We start from the raw sequence: 17,745 nt of genomic DNA, 5'->3' as shown, positions 1-17,745 counted from the left end.
TGGAAACCGGTTCGCCGTCCGAAGATGCGTAAAATCAAAGCGATAGAGCATGTTTGGAATGGCGGTCATTCCGAACATGCTCTATCGGCGATCGGTCGCAGGCGACGGATTCCCCCCGGGCGCCGGATGTTCTACTCTTTCGCCATGACGGCACCTGACGACAGCCCGGCGACGATCGTCCCCCAGGGCCCGCCCATCAACGACACGCAGCAGCGCATCCTGGCCGCGGCGGTGGTCTGCGTGCGCCAATGGGGCATCGAAAAGACCAACCTGAACGATATCGCCAAGCAGGCGGGGGTGACCCGGCCCACGGTCTACCGCTATTTCGCCAGCCGGGACGATATTCTCTCCGCCGCGCTGATGCAGTCGGCGGTCTCGCTCGGGCAGCGCCTGCTCGCCCGGGTCGAGACTTTCGACGACCCCGCCCAGCGGCTGGTGGAGGCCGTCCATTTCGCCCTTACCGCCATGCCCGGGGAACCCTATCTCGGGGTCATCCTGCAAACCGACCTCAGCGCCTTCGTCAGCCACGGCGCGATGATGAACGAACAGGGCTGGGCCCTGTCCACCGACCTGATCCGCCAGATCCTGCGCGGGGTCGAAATGTCGGCCGCCGAGCTTGCGGATGTGACCGAAACGGTCATCCGCATGGTCCTGTCCCTTCTGCTGATGTCCGGCCCGAGCGAGCGCGACGGCGCGGAACTGCGCCGCTATCTGACGCGGGTTCTGGTGCCCATGGCCGGGCTGCGCCCCGGGGCCTGAGCCCGGATCCCCGTTACGGCCCTGAAGTCGCGCTCTGCCTGTCCTTGAGCCGGCCGGCCGCGATCGCCGCCGCCGTCCGCCGGCCGGACCAGATGCAATCGCCGAGGGAAAGCCCGCTGACATAGAAATTGGACGGCAGGCCGCGGGCCGCGCGCCCGACGGCGTAAAGCCCCGGGATGGTGCCGCCGGCATCCCGCAGCACCGCCCCCGTCGCCTCGTCGACCGCAAGGCCGCCGAGGGTTAGCACCGGCAGGGGGAAGGCCGGATTGTCGACGGAAATATCCAGGGCGAAGAAGGGGCCGGCGGCGACCGCGCCGCGCATCTCGTCGGATTTGCCGACCGGATCGGCGGCCTCGCCGCGCACCGCCGCATTGTTGGCGGCGATCGTCTCCCGCAGCACCGCCGGCGCCATGCCGAGCTTGGCGGCAAGCCCGTCCAGCGTGGCCGCCCGCTTGGCCCGGAACATCAGGACCCGCGCCGGAAACGACTGGAAGCCCCACATGGCGCCGCTGGCGATTTCCTTCAATGCCGCCCGGCGCAAGGCTTCGTCGATGACGACATAGGCCCGCCCGCCGGCCCGCCGCATCATGGCATCGCCGAGACGGGCGCCATATTGCTCCTCGTTGGTCAGGCGGCGGCCTTCGCCGTCGACCACCACCCCTTGCGCAAAGGCATGGGGCGGGTTGATGAAGCGCCAGGCCGAGATCTTGTCCGCCTTGTCGAGCCGCCCGCCGAGCCCGAGGCCGAGGCGGATGCCGCTGCCGTCGCAGCCGGTCGAGCCCAGGGGGAACCCCTTCATGAAGCCGGGGGCATGGCGCGCCACCATGGCCCGGTTCTTGATGAAGCCGCCGGTCGCCAGCACCACGCCGTGGCGCGCCCGCACGGTCACCGCCCTGGCATGGCGGCGTTCGAGCGCGGCCAGCAGCGGCGCGATCCGGGCGCTGACACCCGCGACCTGGAGCACCATCACCCGCGCGAGCCGTTCCAGGCGCCGGTGCGCCCAGGTGGCGAGGCCGCGTTCCGGCATACAGCGCAATTCGGCGCCGGCGACCGTGCCGTCGCCGTCGACGATCAGGCGGCCGATGGCCGCCTCGGTACGGATGCGGATGCCCTCGGTCCGGCGCACGCGGGCCATGATGCCCTCCATCATGGCGCGGCCGGACAGCCATTTGCCCTTGGCCCGATGGCCGCGCGGCGCCGGCGGGATGGCGTCGCGGTTGGCCGGCACCATCTCGTTGCCCGAGAAATAGAGATAGTGATCGCGGGACGGATAGGAGGTTTCATGCGGCGCCTCGGCGGCATCGAAGGCGGCGCCATGGGCTTCCAGCCAGTCGATCATGCCCGCGCTCTGTGCCGCATAGCGGCGCACGGTCTCGGGCGAGACCGCGTCGCCGACTTCGCGCGCCAGATAGTCGGCCATGGCTTCGGCGCTGTCGCTGCGGCCCGCGGTGCGCTGGTGGCGGGTGCCGCCGCCGGCATAGACGATGCCGCCCGAAAGCCAGCTGGCGCCGCCGCCGGCGAAACGGTCGACCAGCAGCACGTCCAGCCCCCCCGCCGCCGCCTCGAGGGCGGCCGCGGCACCGGCGGCGCCGAAACCGACGACGAGGAGATCGCATTCGAGATCGAAGGCGACGGGCGCCGCCACGGCCGCATCAAGGGCGGCGCAGCCCGGAGATTGATCCGCCGCGAGACCGCTCAAGCCCATGACCGCCCCATCCCCTTTCGGCATTGCCGCGCCGCCGCTCGTCGCATGCGGGCCGGCGCGCCCTTTCCCCCTTCTGTGCCAGCCCGGGCCGGGGCGGGGCCTCGTCCATATGGGGGACGGCGCGAAATAATCCCGCCGAGCGCCGTCAAACCCCGCGCCGCTTCAATTCGCCCGGGGAATAATCATCGAGCTTGCGGCCGCCCTCGTTGTAGCGCATGCGGTCGGTCACCTCGTTCGACAGGCGGTCGGCCATATAGGCGCCGGAGACGAGGTCGTGATAGACCGTCACCCGCGGCTGGAAGACCAGGCCGGCGTAATCGAAGGAGGTGCACTGCATCGCCATCCGGTAGAGCGCGCCGCGGGCGTCATACATGTCCGCAAGCACCGGGAACAGGCCGTCCTCGTCGAGATACAGGGTACGGGCCGAATAGACGTGGCGGATGCCCGGCTTCAGCTTGGCCCGGATCACCCAGGCGCGGTGCAACTCCCAGCGTACCAGTTGGGGATTGAGATGCGCCTTGGCCAGCAGGTCCTTGTATTTGACCGCCGGATCCTCGGTCGCGAAATTGTTGTAGGGCACGAAGATTTCCTTCTTGCCCACCAGTTCCCAGTCATAGCGCTTGGGCGACTGGGCCCAGAGGCCGGTATCGTCCACGGTGTGGAAGCCGCCGGGCCCGAGCGGATAGTCGCCGGCGATCTCCGGCACCTGCTTCACCCGCCGGGTGCCCGGGATATATTGCCAGGCCTGGGACGGCCGGGCGCCGAAATCCCAGAATTCGCGGACCAGGGTGATCTCCCCGCGGTTGCGCTCGGGCTTCACCGTGGTCCGATAGACGAAGGCGGACTCGCCGCCGAAGGAGGCCCGCGGCACGGCCGGATCATAGGCGGCGGAATAGATGTCCCATTGCTGGCCGCCCCAGGCGATATTGCCGTCCGGATAGACCACCGCCTCGTCCATGGTGCCGCGCTGGGTATAAGCGCGGGGCAGGCTGATGGCGTTCCAGATCACCTCGAGACCCGACTTCGGGAAGGGGAAGGCCGGGGCGCCGAAGACGCCGGTCACGCCTTCGCCGTCCGCCGTCAAGGCGCCTTCGAGCGCATTCTTCTTCAGATTGTCGTGCAGGGCGTCCGAGAAGCGGAAATCGCGATGGCACGGATAGATGTCCATGCGGAAGGTCGCCGGGTGCTTCTCGAACATCGCCTTCTGGCCGTCGGTCAGGCGGCCGGCATATTGCGCGGCATTCTGCGCCGTGATCGAAAACAACGGCTTTTCGCCGGCATAGGGATCGGGCTGGACCTTGCCGGTGCCGGCAAAGGACAGCCCGGTCGGGACCCCGTTCCACTTGCCGGCCCAGGGCGCGATCAGGCCGTCGGCGCTGCCTTCCTTGATCGCACCCGTGGGGGTGAGGCTGGTCCCGAGCCTGGCGACCTCGTCGGCGCCGGCCTTGGCGAAGAGCGTGCGCGGGGCGGCGGCCATCAGCGCCGCCGCGGCCGTGCCCTTGACGAAACTTCTGCGGTCCATCGGCTTCCTCCTGTCTGTCCGTTCTTCAGAACGTGTATTTGACCGTGGCGATCGCATAGTCGCGATCGGTGAGCGGGCGTTCGATACGGTGATAGGAACCGAAGAACGCATTATACATCAGGCTGATCTCGAGATTGTTCAGCTTGCGGAACTTGACCCCGGCGGCGACCCGGACATCGCCCGAACCGGACAGCGCCCCGAGCGCGCCCGAAACCGCCGGTGTGCCGAAGGCGATGCCGAAGACGACGGGAACCGACATGTCCCAGCCGCCGGGAAAGACGTCGGTATAGCCGAATTCCGCCAGCCCCTGGATGCCCCAGGACGTCTTGTCCCCGGTCAGTTCACGAAAGGCGTTGATATTGTTGCCGTTGCCGTCCTGCAAGGGTTCGCCGTTGACGTCGAACATATAGAGGGTGTCGTGGTGGACGACATGATTGAGGCTGGCCTCGACCACCAGGTTCAGCGAATCCCACCACGCCGTGCTGCCGCCGACATAGAGACCGCTGAGGTTCACCTGCCACATGTCGCCGCGCACCGGCTGGGGCGCGGTGATGCCGGCGAGATTGCCGTCCACCAGCATGGGCACGCCCTGGCGATAGGCGAATTCGAAACCGACATTGACCGGGCCGAGCGTCGTGGTCGCGCTGGCGCCGTAGAGCTTGATATCGTCGAAGTAACGGATGTTGTAGCTATAGGGCAGGTAGACCGAAGCCACCGTGGCGATGACCTGGTCGACCGCGCCGGTCACCGCATTCTCGAGCGCCGAGCAGTCGAGCCCCAGGCCGCCGCACAGGCCGGAAACCGCGCTGAGCAGTGTCTCCTGCCGGAACGGGTTGGACTTGATGGTCGAGACGTTGAAGCTCGGCGACGGGTTCTTGTCGTGATAATTGAGGATATAGAGACCGGCGGTCAGGTTGTCGGTCACGTCGTAGAGCAGGCCCGCGCCCCATTGCCCGCTGTTCGGCTTGATCTCGCCGGCATAGGCGACGTCGAAGCGGTGATGCTCGGGATCGGCGATACCGAGGATATTGTAACTCAGGATGTCCGACAGGATCTGCGCCACCTGGACCGGCAGGCCGAGGCTGCCGCAGCTCGGGATCGCCGCGCTCAGGGTGCAGGCCGAGGCGAGCTGGGCGATGATGTCGGGAAAGGGATTCATCGCGCCATAGGCGAATTCGGCCCCCGGGCCGACGATGTCGGAACGGCTGAAATAAGCCCCCGGCCCGTCGAGCTGGTTGAATTCGTAGATCGGCTGGTAATAGCCCATGATCGAGAGGCTGGGGGTAACCCCCCAGTTCATCGCCACCTGGGGCTGGGGCAGGAGGATGTCCTTCACCTCGGCCCCGGGCGTATTGGCGCGGGTGACGTCGACCACCCCTTGCGAGACCGCGATATTGCCGAAGAACAGGCTCTCGCCCCAGGCCACCACCTGATTGCCGACGCGAAGCGACAGATCGGTGCCGAACAGGTCGAAATTGCCATAGGCGAACAGGTTCAGCAGCCGGAAGCGCCCGCCGTTGGCATAGCGCGTGCCGCCCATGAATTCGTCCGGGTCCCCATTGGTCTTGTTGATGCCGTCGGGAAAGACCGTGCCGTTGGAATTCGACTGGTGGTAGACGAAATCGTAGAAGGCGTTGCCGCTGAAGCTGAGGCCGTAGTCCCGATACTTGAAATTGGCTTCGAGCAGGGCGCTGACCGCATTGGTGACGAGATCGCCCTTCTCGAAGTTGAGGTTCGGATCGTCGAAATTATAGGTCCGCGGCACCAGGATCGAAGTCGTGATCGGCGGCAGCAGCGGAATGGGTTCCAGCAGCGGCACCGTAATGTTATCGGTCTCGGGCGAGAAGGATTTCGGGCTCGGGTCCTCGGCGCGGATGCCGATCTGATAGGTGGTGGTCACGCCGACCGAGAGGCTGGCCCCGTTCTCGAAGTCATAGACTTCGGAGAGCGCCGTGGTCGCCCCGCCCAGCAGGCTGCCGACCACGCCCGCCCGCAGGACGAGACCCCGAATGTTCCGTCTGCTGCCGTCTCGCCCGCCGGCGGCCGTCGCCTGTGCCATGCCCACCGTTCCCCCATGGTGCCCGGGCGCTTCGCGCCTCATCGTTCCCGTTGCCGGGGTCAGCAGAAGTGGTCCGTGCTCGGCAGGCCGAGCATGGTGCCGCCCCAGTTGCGGCCGATCGTATCGGCCTGGTTGGCCGCATGGGCCTTGCCGGTCATCAGGTCGGCGTAGATGCGGCCGAAGGGCAGGCGGTCGAAGACCGCGGCGCCGCCGCCGGCCTTGAACAGGCGCTGGGCCAGATTGGTCGTGCGCTCCAGCACCGAGGACGACTGGAAGCGGTAGCGCATGCGGTCCTCGATCGTGGTGAATTCGCCGCGCACCGCCTGGTCGTGCATCACGTCGACGTTCCGGTGCAGGACGAGCTTCATCTCGTCGATCGCCGCCACCGCCTCGGCCAGGGCGAGCTGGGCATAGGGATCTTCGGCGGTCTTGTTGCCGGTCACCGTCACGCGCTTGGCGCCGTATTTGACGAATTCATCGACCATGGCCTGCAAGGCGCCGATCGCCGCGGTCGAGACCGCCCGGCTGAACAATTGCGCGAAGGGCATGCGATAGATCGGGTTGGTATTCACCAGGTTCCCCGGGCTGTTGCACATCAGCCCGTCCATGAAGCTGTGCGTGCGGTAATCGGGCACGAAGGCATCCCTCACCACGATGTCGTGGCTGCCCGTGCCGCGCAGGCCGAAGGACTGCCAGGTATCGACGATCTCGTAATCGCTGCGCGGCAGCAGGAAAGTGCGCATGTCCATATTGCCGGAACCGAGCCCGACCTCGCCGCCGAGGAAGACCCAGCCGCAATGCTCGCAGCCCGAGGAGAAGCGCCAGCGCCCGTTGAAGATGAACCCGCCCTCGACCGGCCGGGCATCGCCCTGGATCATATAGGTCGAGGAGACGAGGACCGACGGATCGTCACCCCAGACGTCGCGGGCCGCGCGGTCGTCGAACAGGGCCAGCTGCCAAGGGTGGCAGCCGATCACGCCGTAACACCAGGCGGCCGACATGTCGCCCTCGCCCAGCGTCATCAGGACGTCGTAATAGACGTTCGGATGCATCTCGTAACCGCCCCAGCGCTTCGGCTGGAGGACGCGGAACAGGCCCGCCTCCTGCATCGCGGCGACGGTTTCCACCGGCAGGCGCCGGGCCGCCTGGGCCGCTTCCGCCCGCTCGCGCAGGAAGGGCACCAAAGCCCGGGCCCGGGCGCGGATTTCGTCTTCGCTGGGCACGGTGGTGCCGATGTCTGAGCTGCCGTCCATGGCTGTCCCTGTCTTTCCGATCCCCCGCCGGCCTTGCCGGCCGACCTCCGTTTATGTCCGCACCTTGGCGGTTCTTTGAAGTAACAGCATCGTCCGATCAGACTATGAGATCCAATTTCCACCGGAAGAACGCTTCAATCGTCGATAAATTCAGGACGACATAATGCGTTGCAGCAATGAATATTGCCGCCTCGATCGACGATTACTGTGTTACGCGCTGAATAACGGCGGCGAAACTCAGCGTTCCACGAAAGCCCGCTCGATCACATAATCGCCCGCGGCGCCGACATGAGGCGAGACGGTAAAGCCCCGCCCGTCGAGCAGGGCCTGCATGTCGCGCAGCATGGCCGGGCTGCCGCAGACCATGACCCGGTCATTGGCGGGATCGAGCTTGGGCAGGCCCGTGTCGGCGGCGAAGCGGCCGCTTTCGAGCGCCTCGGTGATACGCATGCGGTTGCGGTGCTCCTCGCGCGTCACCAGGGGGTAGTAGACCAGTTTTTCTCGGGCCAGCGGGCCGAAGATCTCGTCGTCGGGCAGGTCGCGCTCGAAGAAATCGCGATAGGCGAGTTCGCTGACCTGGCGGACGCCGTGCATGACCACGATCTTCTCGAAACGCTCGTAGGCCGCGGGATCCTTGACCAGCGACATGAAGGGGGCGAGCCCCGTGCCCGTGCCCAGCAGGTAGAGATGGCGGCCGGGCTTGAGGTCGTCCAGCAGCAGCGTCCCCGTCGGCTTCCGGCCGACGAAAACCTCGGCGCCCGGGGCCAGATGCTGCAGGCGCGAGGTCAGCTTGCCGTCCTGCACCTTGATGCTGAAGAATTCCAGGTGTTCCTCGTGGTTGGCGCTGGCGATGCTATAGGCGCGGAGCAGGGGCCGCCCCTCGACCTCGACGCCGATCATCACGAACTGGCCGTTCTCGAAGCGCAGGCCCGGGCTGCGCGTGGTGCGGAAGCTGAACAGCGTCTCGTTCCAGTGGCGAACCTCGATCACCCGTTCGGTATTCAAAGCCGACATGCCGCCATCCCCCTCAAAGCCCGAAGCCGCCGGACACGCTGATCTGCTGGCCGGTGATATAGGCCGCCCGTGCCGAGGCCAGGAAGACGGCGGCATGGCCGATCTCCTCCGGCTTGCCGAAGCGCTTCACCGACAGCATCTTCAAGGTTTCCTTGATCCAGTGGTCGTGGAAAACCCCGCGTTCCTTCAGCTCCAGGAACATGCCCGCCTCGATGACGCCGACGAGGACGGAATTGGCGCGGATGCCGTTCGCCCCCTCCTCCCGCGCGAGGCCGCGCACCAGGGCTTCGTTGGCCGCCTTGGGCGCCACCGAAAGCCCGTCCTTCTTCGGCCATTTCACATGGCCGGCCGAGCCGAGATGGACGAAGGAACCGCCGCCCGCCGCCCGCATATGCGGCACCACGGCGGCGATGACGTTGAAGAAGCCGAACGTCTCGGTCTCGATCGACTGGCGCCAAAGTTCCGGCGTCACATCGGCGATCGGCACCTGTTCGACCACCGGCCCGGCGGCGAAGACGACGGTATGGATCCGGCCATGGGCCGCGATCACCTGTTCGACGGTGCGGCGCACACTGTCCGCATCGGTCAGGTCGGTCAGATGGGCGCTGGCCTGGCGGCCAAGGCTCATGCAGTCGGAAACGAAGCCGGACGCCACTTCCGCCTTGCGGCGATAGGTGATCGCGACATCCGTGCCCGCCTCGGCGAAGCAGCGTGCCACCGCCCGGCCGATGCCGCCGCTGCCGCCGAAGACCAGCGCCGCGCCATCGGGGAACAACACTTGTTCCATGCCCTTCGTTTCCTTCACCCGCATGCCCCTTTTTTCTTTTTTCAGCCGTGGCTGTCCAAGCCGTCGATTTCCGCCGCGAAGGCCGGCTTCAGAGCGACGCCGTCCTCGGTCAGCAAGGCCGCCGCGAAGGCCGGGCGGCAGAACTGGCGGACGAAATCCGCCATCACCCGGGCGATCACGGCGGCGTGATCCTCCGCCATGCCGCCTGCCACCCAATTGGCAAGGCGGGTCTGCTGCATGGTCAGCATCATCCGCGCCTGTTCGATCCCATTGCCCGGCACCAGATAGCCGTGCTCGACACCCCAGCCGAGGACCTGCACCATGACCTCGATCCCCTGTTCCCACAGGGCCTTCTCGTCGGTCGTCGGCTGGGCGGCGGCGTGATACCAGGCATAGCCCTCCTGCAGGATCAGGCGCAGGTAATCCGGGTGTTCCAGCAGGAACGCCAGATGGGCCTTCATGACCCAGAGCAGTTGCGGCACCGATTTGGGCCGCTCCAGGATTTCCTGCACCTGATCGATCACCGCCGCCACCATCTGGCGGTGCCGCTCGATCAGCACGCCCCGGTGCAATTCCTTCTTGCCCGGATAGAACTGGTAGAGCGTCGCCAGCGAGACGCCGGCCTCGCGCGCCACATCCTGCATGCGCGCATTGAGAAAGCCGTGCTCGGCGAAGACGCGCTCCGCCACCTCCATGATGTGGTCGCGCGACAGCGCATCCTTGGCCGCGCGCAAGGCCTGCGCCGCCTGATTGCGCCGCCTTGCCGGCTCGCGAAGGGCCGGGGTCATCTCGTCACTGGGTTTCGGGTCAGCCTTCATCGGGATCTGCGCGCCATTCGTTCACATCGGATGCAGCCATCATTGACAACCAGAACCGAACTTTCCAATATAGTAATAACGATTACGTATTTTGCAAGGGGCATTACCAAGCCCTGGGACGCGATCGGGACCTGGGGCGGGGAAACGGACGGATACGCATGGAGACCGAGTCTTTCGACTATGTCGTGGTGGGGGGCGGCTCGGCCGGCTGCATCGTCGCCGCACGCCTGGCGGCGGCGGCGCGGGTCCTGCTGCTCGAGGCGGGCGACGACGCCCTGGCCCACCCGGAAACCCAATCCTCCGACGGCTTCAAATATGCCTTCGCCAAGGAAGGGTTGATGTGGCACCGGCTGTCGACGCCCCAGGCCGATTGCGGCGGGCGCGCGATCTGGGCCGGCACCGGCCGGGTGCTGGGCGGCAGCGGCGCGGTCAACGGCATGGTCTATACCAGGGGCGACCGGCGCGACTTCGACGCCTGGCCCGAGGGCTGGCGCTGGAACGATGTCGTGCCCGCCTTCGAGGCGGTCGAGGCCCGGCTCGGCGTCCGGCCGCGCCCGCCGACCGTCTTTGCCACCGCCTTTCTCGATTCGGCGGTCGAGGCCGGCTTCGCCCGCAAGGACGGCCTGAACGACGGCGACCTGGGCGGGGTCGCCGGCTGTAATGACATGAATTACCAGGGCGAGCACCGCCGCAGTTCCTATCGCGCCTTCCTGCATGGCGCCGACCTGCCGGGCCTGACCGTGCGCACGGGGGCGCGGGTGCGCCGGCTGCGCTTCGGCCCGGACCGGCGCGCCACCGCCGTCGACTATGACTGGCAGGGCCGGCCGCGGCAGGCGGCGATCGGGCGCGAGGTGGTGCTCTGTGCCGGCGCCCTGGAAACGCCCCGCCTGCTGCTGCTGTCCGGCGTCGGCCCGCGCGCGGCGCTGGAACGGCTGGCCATTCCCGTGGTGCAGGCATCGGCGGGAATCGGCCGGAACCTTCAGGATCACCCCAACGTCTGCATGTTCTACCGCGCCGGGGCCCCGATCGACTTCCAGTATCCCCAGGTCTACGGCTTCGACAATGCCCGGGCCCCCGAAGGCCTGCAGGCCGGCATCCAGCCCGATACCTGCTATGTCTGCTATGCGGCGCCGGCCTCGTTGCAGCAGTCGATGCAGCGCATGGTGCCGATCCTGACCCTGCCCGGCCGCCTTCACGATATCGCCGGCCTGCGCCGCCTGTTGCGCGGGCTGGTCGACCTCGCCTTCCGCCTGCCTTTGGTGCGGCGCTTCGTCGGCCGGGTCTTCGGCATCGTGGTGGTTCTGGGCAAGCCCACGTCGCGGGGCACGGTCAGCCTGGTCAGCGCCGATCCGGACCAGCCGGCGGCCATCGACCTCGCCTATTACGCGACGCCGGAAGACCGTTCGGTCATGGCGGCGGCGATCGAACGGGCCCGCGCCATCGCCGCCAAGGCACCCCTGGCCGGCGCCAAGCCCCTGTCGGCAGGGGCGAAGCGTGTCGGCGAACGCAAGCGGTGGCAATGGATCCGGACCGCCACCATGACCACGTTCCATTTCTGCGGCTCGTGCCGCATGGGCGACGACGCGGACAGCCCGGTCGATACCAGCCTCCGGGTCAAGGGCCTCGCCAATGTCCGGGTCGCCGATGCCTCGGTGGTGCCCGAGATCCCGGTCTCCGCCCTCAACGCGCCCAGCATGATGATCGCCTATCGCGCGGCGGACTTTATCCTAGCAGGAGAAACGGCATGAACATGGCCCCCCTCTTTCCGGCCAATGCCCCCGCCGGTGCCAATGTCGGGCCGCGTTCCTCGGCCGCCCTCATCCATTGCATCAACCCCGCGACCGGGGAAACCCTGGGCGAGGTTCCAGTCACCAGCCCGGACGAGGTCCGCGCCGTGGTCGAACGCGCCCGGATCGCGCAGGCGGCCTGGGGCCGCAGCACCTTCGCCCAGCGCCGCGCCGTGCTGCGCCACCTGATGGATATCATCGTCGAGCGCATGGACGAGATCTGCAAGGCGGTGGTGGAGGACAGCGGCAAGACCTTCGAGAATGCCCTGCTGGGCGAGGTCATGCCGGTGTGCAACAAGATCCGCTGGGTGATGAAGAACGGCGAGAAATACCTGCGCCCGGAAAAGGTGCCGTCCGGCCTGCTGCTGCACAAGAAGGGCCGGATCGAATATCTGCCGCTCGGCGTCGTCGCCTGCATCGTGCCCTGGAACTACCCGTTCCAGAACATCTTCGGTTCCTTCGTCGCCCCCCTGATGGCGGGTAACGCCGTGGTGGTCAAGGCGTCCGAGGCGGTTGCCTGGTCGACCCGCTTCTTCCAGACCCTCATCGACGAAGCGCTGCGCCGCGAGGGCTTCTCGCCCGATACGGTGCAGATCGTCAACGGTTTCGGCGAGACCGGCGCCGCCCTGGTCCGCGCCCGGGTGCAGAAGATCCTGTTCATCGGCTCGGTCGGCAACGGCCGGCGTATCATCGAGGGCAGCGCCGTTCACCTGACGCCGACGGTGATGGAACTGGGCGGCAAGGACCCCATGATCATCTGCGAGGATGCCGATCTCGAACACGCCGTCCATTCGGCGCTGGGCGGCTGCTTCATCAACCTCGGGCAGAATTGCATCGCCTCCGAGCGGATCATCGTGCTCGACGGCATTCACGACCGCTTCGTCGCCGAATTCGCCCGGCGGGCCGCAGCCCTGCGCCAGGGCGCGCCCCGGGCGCCGGGCACCCTCGACGTCGGCGCCATCAACACCCGCCAGCAGATCCAGGTGATCGACGATCTGGTGCGCGACGCCATCGCCAGTGGCGCCCGGGCCCTGACCGGCGGCACCTTGCCCGAGGGACCGGGCCAGTTCTATCCGCCGACCGTGCTGGCGGGCGTCACCCCGGCCATGCGCATCGCGCGCGAGGAAATCTTCGGCCCGGTCGCCCTGATCTTCCGCGCCCGCGACGATGCCGAGGCGCTGGCGATCGCCAACGGCACGGATTTCGGCCTGCATTCCTCGGTCTTCACCCGAAACCGGGCGCGGGGCGAGCGGATCGCAGCCGCACTCGATACCGGGGCGACCTGCATCAACGACTTCGGCCTGTGCTACCTCAACCAGGACCTGCCCTTCGGCGGCGTCAAATATTCCGGCTTCGGCCGGATGAACGGGCGCGAGGGATTACGCTCCTACACCAACGCCAAGGCGGTGCTGAGCGACCGCCTGCCCTTCGCCATCCCGCCCCGGCTCTATCCGGTCGGGCCCAAGGTTTATGGCAAGACCCGCCACACCATCCGTCTCCTGTTCGCACGCGGCCTCGGCGCCAAGCTCGGCGCCCTGGCCGGGCTGATACGCTGACCATTCCACGACGAGGTCCGATCATGGATACCGCCTTCTTCATCGCGCTCGCCGCTTCCTTTGCCCTGAACGGCCTGATCATGGCCGTGTTCAACTGGATGTCGAACAGCGCGCGGTTCAACAAATACCGCATCCGCATCCCGAAAAGCCCGCAGATCCCGCCCTTGCGGAAATGGCTGAACGTCAGCCTGAACGGGCTGTTCTCGACCGCGCTGCTGCTGTCCTTCCTCTATTTCCTGGGCGACCGGGTGATCCATGCCGGCCTGCCCGCCAGCTTCGCCGCCTTCGTCGGCGAGACGCTGGGCGTCCTGCTGCTCTACGACTTCATGTATTATTTCCTGCACCGCTTCATGCACAACAGGCTGGTGCTGAAATATGTCCACCGCACCCACCACCTGATCCGCTTCCCGACCGCGCCCGAGAGCATCTATCTCCACCCGGCGGAGAATTTCGCCGGCATCGGCCTGCTGCTGCTGGCGGTTACGCTGTTCGGCCCGGTCTCGGCCGCTTCGTTCATCATCGTCTGGTTCGTCTATTCGATCGTGAACGTGCTGGTGCACACCAATTTCGTGTTCCCGCATCCGGCGTTCCGCCTGTTCAACTTCTGGACCACGAAGCACGACACCCATCATTTCCGCATGAACTACAACTACGCCTCGATCTTCCCGTTCTGGGACCAGGCCTTCGGCACCGACAAGTGAGCGAGACGACCATGAAAAAGAACATCCTGATCACAGGGGGACAGGGCTTCGTCGGGCGGGCCCTGGTCGATCGCTTCGCCGATCTCGGCCATGCGGTCACTTGCGCCGACATCAACGACAAGCCGTTCCGCGGCGACGTCCGCTTCGTGAAGCTCGACATCCGCGACAAGGCGGCCGTCCACGCGGCGCTGGCCGGCATCGACAGCGTGATCCACAACGCCTCCCTCGTGCACACCAAGCACAACCGGGTCGAGGATGTCTGGGCGGTGAACCTGACGGGGACCGAGAATATCCTCGCCGCCTGCACCGCCCACCGGATCCCCCGCCTCGTCTACATCAGTTCGGCGAGCGCGGTCTACGAGGGCAAGGACATCGAGAACGGCGACGAAACCCTGCCCTATTCCTCGATCTCCCAGGCGCCCTATGCCGACAGCAAGATCGCGGCGGAGAAACGGGTGCTCGCCTTTTCCGGCACCGGGCCGACGCTCGCCTGCGCCATCCGGCCCCATGTGATCTTCGGCGCCGGCGACAACCGCTTCGTGCCCGCGATCCTCGACAAGGTGAAGGCCGGCAAGCTGAAACGCGCGGTCGGCAATCGCGACAAGCTGTCGGACTTCACCTATATCTCGAATCTGGTCGATGCGGTGGTCGCGGCCGAGGACAGGCTGGTGCCCGGCTCGCCCGCCGGCGGCCAGGCCTATTTCATCACCAATGGCGAGCCCATGGCCTTCTTCGATTTCATCGAGAAGCTGATCCTCGAACTCGGCTATCCGCCGATCCGGGGCAAGGTGCCCTATTGGCTCGCCTATGGCGTCGCCGCGGCGGCCGAGGCGCTGGATACCCTGAAGGGCGGCACGCTGAACGCCGAGAACGGCCTGACCCGGTTCTCGGTCCGTTACATGGTCACCCATCACTATTACAATATCGCCAAGGCGAAGCGCGACCTCGGCTGGACGCCGAAGGTCTCCCTTGCCGAGGGGATCAGGCTGACCGTGGACGAACTGGTGCGGCGCCAGCCCGCGCTCCGGATCGGCACACGGGCGGCTTGAGCGGCGACATCGCCGCTCCCCCAGCCGCCATTGTTCGAACGAATTGGGCGATACCCGGGCCGGCAAGGCCCGGGCGGAACCCGGCTGCTCTCCCTGCCCCCCGGCCCCTACCCTTGGTGCTGGGTGGGATCGCCTATTTCAAGGGCCCGCTCATAGCGAGCCCACCCAATGCGCCGCGGCGTCGAGCATGAAGAAGGTGAGCATGGAAGCCGAAAGGCCGCCGGCCACCGCCTGGGTCAAGCTCCAGCGCCGGTCCCTGCTCTCGTCGATGAAGTAATAGATCGGGAAGCTGGCGATGAAATAGGTCGCATAGATCGCCGAGCCATAGGCCAGCATCAAGTCCATCTTCTGGTAGTAGAAGCTGGTCGCCATCATGGGATTGGCCATGGCCTTGGTCTCGGCCCAGGCCCAGGCATAGCCGATGACGAAGACGAAGACCGGGAACAGCAGCCCTGCGGCCGGGATGCCGGAGGTGCGCAGCCGGCGCAGCACGATGTTGGCGATCGCGTGATAGGTCATGAAATAGACGTGGGTGTAGAGATACATGATCACCGGCACCGTCTGCCCGCCCTTGCCGACAATTGCCGCATCGAGGGTCGTCGTCGCATTCGGGTAGACATAGACCATGCCCAGCACGTCGAAAAAATATTCGGAACCGAAGTAGTTCCCGAAGAAGCCGAAGACGAAGAGATAGAGATTGGCCTTCAGCCAATAGGAATCGGCCCACGACCCGGTGCCGAAGCGCCGCGACAGCAGCGCCGGCCCGAGCAGGACCGGCGCCGCCGTCAGCACGCCGTGCCAGAGCAGCGCGCCGTCGCCCCAGGTCTTGTCCCAGCCGGTGACCATCATCATGGCCATCGAGGCCATCCACACCGGCGAGTAGAAAAGGAAGAATTTCTCGACCCAGGCCTTGTCCGGATTGGCCGAGAACCAGCGCGCCGCGCCGCCCGTCCCGCTCATCGGCGCTCTCACCGGCCGAGCAGGGCGATCTTCGCAATCGCCATGGTGTTGCGGACCTTCTGGAATGTGGAGAGTTCCGGGTGCAGGCGGCGATGCCCGGGCAGCAGCTTGCCCTTGGCCTGAAGATGGATCTTTTCCTTCACCACGGGCGAGAGCACGCCGGCGCCCGCCAGCTGGAAGAAGCAATCCTTGGCATTGCCGAGATCGAAGAAATCGCGCTGCCACTGCCACTGGAAATTGCCGCCGTATTCGAACCAGGAACCGCCGATGCCCGCGATCTCGTAGAAGCTGCCGTCAGGCCGCTTGTAGGGGGCACGCTGCTTCCAGAAGCCGATCACCGTGCCGCGCTTCTCGTCGATCACGATGTCGTGATAGGGATACTCCCACTCCTCGAACCCCTTCATCTGATAGCCGACGGCGATATCGACGATTTCCCGGCGGCCGTTGGCGACGAATTCCTCGTTCGGGCCGATGTTCCAGGAATAGACCGCGCCTTCGGTATAGAAATTGCCGAGGCCGGTCCAATCGCCCGCCTTCTCGCAGGCAACATTGCCTTGCAGCCAGCGCTCGACCATCTCTTCGAGTTCGGCGCGGGGATAGGCTTTGTTGGGCGGCACGATCGAGGCAACGCGCTTGTCGGACATGATATTTTCCTCCCTGTTATCGTTCAGGCCGCTAGGCGGCCGTTGTGTCTTTCAGGCCGCCAAGCGGCCGGGGTGTCTTTCAGGCCGCCAAGCGGCCGGGGTGTCTTTCAGGCCGCCAGGCGGCCGGCGTGGCGGGCGTCGAGATGGCCGGCCGCGACCAGCCAGCGGATCGTATCGCCGAAGGTTTCCTCGCCGGTGCGGAACGCCATGCCGGTGCGCGCCAGGATGCGCGCCGAGGAGGCTTCGGCCCAGCGGGTGACATAGGTCATCGCCTCGCCCGAGACCTGGGTCTCGAAGGGCACGATGCGGCGGATGAGATCGACCGTCCCCCCCATCGCCCGCATCAGGGCGCCGGGCAGCGGCGGCGCCGGGATGCGCCGCCCGGTCAGGCCCTGCAGCAGGCGGCGGAACGCCGCCCAGGGGTAATAGCGCCCGCCGACGATGAAGCGCGCCGCCGTGTAATCGCCCTCGGCCGGATGTTCGAGCAGGTGGCGGTGAACGGCGGCGAGATCGCGGACGTCGATCGCCTGCAGCCCGGTCGAGGTCCGCGGCACCACCTTGACGAAGGCGGTAACGCCATGGTTCGCCTCCGACAGCTTGGGATCGTCCGGCCCGAAGATGCCGGCCGGATAGGTCATCTGGATCGGCCGCCCCGCCGCCTGCAGGCGCCGGACATGAGCGTCACAGTCGCGCTTCGAGCGGGCATAGGCATTGGCCGGCGTGCCGAGGGGGGTCGCCTCGTCGATCCGCGTCACACCCTTCTGGAACAGCACGGACAGGCTGGAGACATAGACGATCCGCCCGATGCCCAGCCGGCAGGCGGTACCGAGCACGGCATCGATCCCGGCGATATTGTTGCGATAGATCTCGTCGGCGCGCTTCGGATCGACCGAGACCAGGGCGGCAGCGTGAAAGACCGCATCGCAGCCCGCCATCGCCTTGCCGACCAGCGGCGCATCGCGCATGTCGCCTTCGACAATATCGTCCACCCGCTGGCCGAAACGGGCGAAATAGCGCCGTAACGCCGCAGGATCGCGGGCGAGCAGGCGCAGGTCGTGCCCGGCTTCGAGCAGGGCGCGGGCGGTATGGGCGCCGACGAAGCCGGTCGCCCCGGTGACGAAGATCTTCATC

The 17,745-nt window shown here is 66.6% G+C and carries 15 protein-coding genes; 5 read left to right on the top strand and 10 right to left on the bottom strand.

The window, feature by feature from the left end; genetic code table 11:
- Positions 1-126 precede the first annotated feature (126 nt).
- A complete protein-coding gene (locus DKG75_RS09635) occupies positions 127-759 on the top strand; it encodes a TetR/AcrR family transcriptional regulator (RefSeq protein WP_166646379.1) in 633 nt (210 codons plus the stop codon).
- A gap of 13 nt (positions 760-772) precedes the next feature.
- Here DKG75_RS09635 and DKG75_RS09630 read toward each other — a convergent pair whose 3' ends face one another.
- From DKG75_RS09630 to DKG75_RS09600, 7 genes are all read right to left on the bottom strand, one after another.
- Complete coding sequence (locus tag DKG75_RS09630; protein WP_166646380.1) at positions 773-2,404, bottom strand: FAD-binding protein; 1,632 nt, start codon at positions 2,402-2,404, stop codon at positions 773-775.
- A 205-nt stretch (positions 2,405-2,609) separates the two neighbouring features.
- On the bottom strand, positions 2,610-3,986 hold the full coding sequence (locus DKG75_RS09625) for a DUF1329 domain-containing protein (RefSeq protein WP_166646381.1): 1,377 nt from the start codon (positions 3,984-3,986) through the stop codon (positions 2,610-2,612).
- Positions 3,987-4,011: 25 nt separating this feature from the next.
- Positions 4,012-6,045, bottom strand: a complete 2,034-nt coding sequence (locus tag DKG75_RS09620; protein ID WP_166646382.1) for a DUF1302 domain-containing protein — start codon at positions 6,043-6,045, stop codon at positions 4,012-4,014.
- A gap of 59 nt (positions 6,046-6,104) precedes the next feature.
- Positions 6,105-7,298: an acyl-CoA dehydrogenase family protein gene (locus DKG75_RS09615; protein WP_109920858.1), complete on the bottom strand. Its 1,194-nt coding sequence runs from the start codon at positions 7,296-7,298 to the stop codon at positions 6,105-6,107.
- Between the two features lie 237 nt (positions 7,299-7,535).
- Complete coding sequence (locus DKG75_RS09610; protein ID WP_109920857.1) at positions 7,536-8,312, bottom strand: ferredoxin--NADP reductase; 777 nt, start codon at positions 8,310-8,312, stop codon at positions 7,536-7,538.
- Positions 8,313-8,325: 13 nt separating this feature from the next.
- Positions 8,326-9,099, bottom strand: coding sequence for an SDR family NAD(P)-dependent oxidoreductase (locus tag DKG75_RS09605; protein ID WP_109921083.1), 774 nt, complete (start codon positions 9,097-9,099; stop codon positions 8,326-8,328).
- Between the two features lie 41 nt (positions 9,100-9,140).
- Positions 9,141-9,917, bottom strand: coding sequence for a TetR/AcrR family transcriptional regulator (locus tag DKG75_RS09600; protein ID WP_109920856.1), 777 nt, complete (start codon positions 9,915-9,917; stop codon positions 9,141-9,143).
- A gap of 158 nt (positions 9,918-10,075) precedes the next feature.
- Here DKG75_RS09600 and DKG75_RS09595 point away from each other — a divergent pair, with 158 nt between their 5' ends.
- The 4 genes from DKG75_RS09595 to DKG75_RS09580 are packed head-to-tail and all read left to right on the top strand — an operon-like array spanning position 10,076 to position 15,010.
- Entirely contained in the window at positions 10,076-11,665 is a 1,590-nt protein-coding gene (locus DKG75_RS09595; protein ID WP_109920855.1) for a GMC family oxidoreductase, read from the top strand.
- Positions 11,662-13,260, top strand: a complete 1,599-nt coding sequence (locus DKG75_RS09590) for an aldehyde dehydrogenase family protein (RefSeq protein WP_109920854.1) — start codon at positions 11,662-11,664, stop codon at positions 13,258-13,260. Before DKG75_RS09595 ends, DKG75_RS09590 begins: the two co-directional genes overlap by 4 nt.
- Before the next feature lie 23 nt (positions 13,261-13,283).
- Positions 13,284-13,961, top strand: coding sequence for a sterol desaturase family protein (locus DKG75_RS09585; protein ID WP_109920853.1), 678 nt, complete (start codon positions 13,284-13,286; stop codon positions 13,959-13,961).
- Between the two features lie 11 nt (positions 13,962-13,972).
- Positions 13,973-15,010, top strand: a complete 1,038-nt coding sequence (locus DKG75_RS09580) for an SDR family NAD(P)-dependent oxidoreductase (protein ID WP_109920852.1) — start codon at positions 13,973-13,975, stop codon at positions 15,008-15,010.
- A 150-nt stretch (positions 15,011-15,160) separates the two neighbouring features.
- Here the strand turns inward: DKG75_RS09580 and DKG75_RS09575 are convergent, their stop codons facing one another.
- The 3 genes from DKG75_RS09575 to DKG75_RS09565 form a co-directional block, all read right to left on the bottom strand.
- Positions 15,161-15,970, bottom strand: coding sequence for a hypothetical protein (locus DKG75_RS09575; RefSeq protein WP_109920851.1), 810 nt, complete (start codon positions 15,968-15,970; stop codon positions 15,161-15,163).
- Positions 15,971-15,978: 8 nt separating this feature from the next.
- Complete coding sequence (locus tag DKG75_RS09570; RefSeq protein WP_109920850.1) at positions 15,979-16,614, bottom strand: hypothetical protein; 636 nt, start codon at positions 16,612-16,614, stop codon at positions 15,979-15,981.
- A gap of 107 nt (positions 16,615-16,721) precedes the next feature.
- Complete coding sequence (locus DKG75_RS09565; RefSeq protein WP_109920849.1) at positions 16,722-17,744, bottom strand: NAD-dependent epimerase/dehydratase family protein; 1,023 nt, start codon at positions 17,742-17,744, stop codon at positions 16,722-16,724.
- Position 17,745 lies beyond the last annotated feature (1 nt).

It is taken from the genome of Zavarzinia compransoris (assembly GCF_003173055.1).
GTDB classification, from domain to species: Bacteria; Pseudomonadota; Alphaproteobacteria; order Zavarziniales; family Zavarziniaceae; genus Zavarzinia; species Zavarzinia compransoris.
This window is presented reverse-complemented; position numbering and strand designations above follow the sequence as displayed.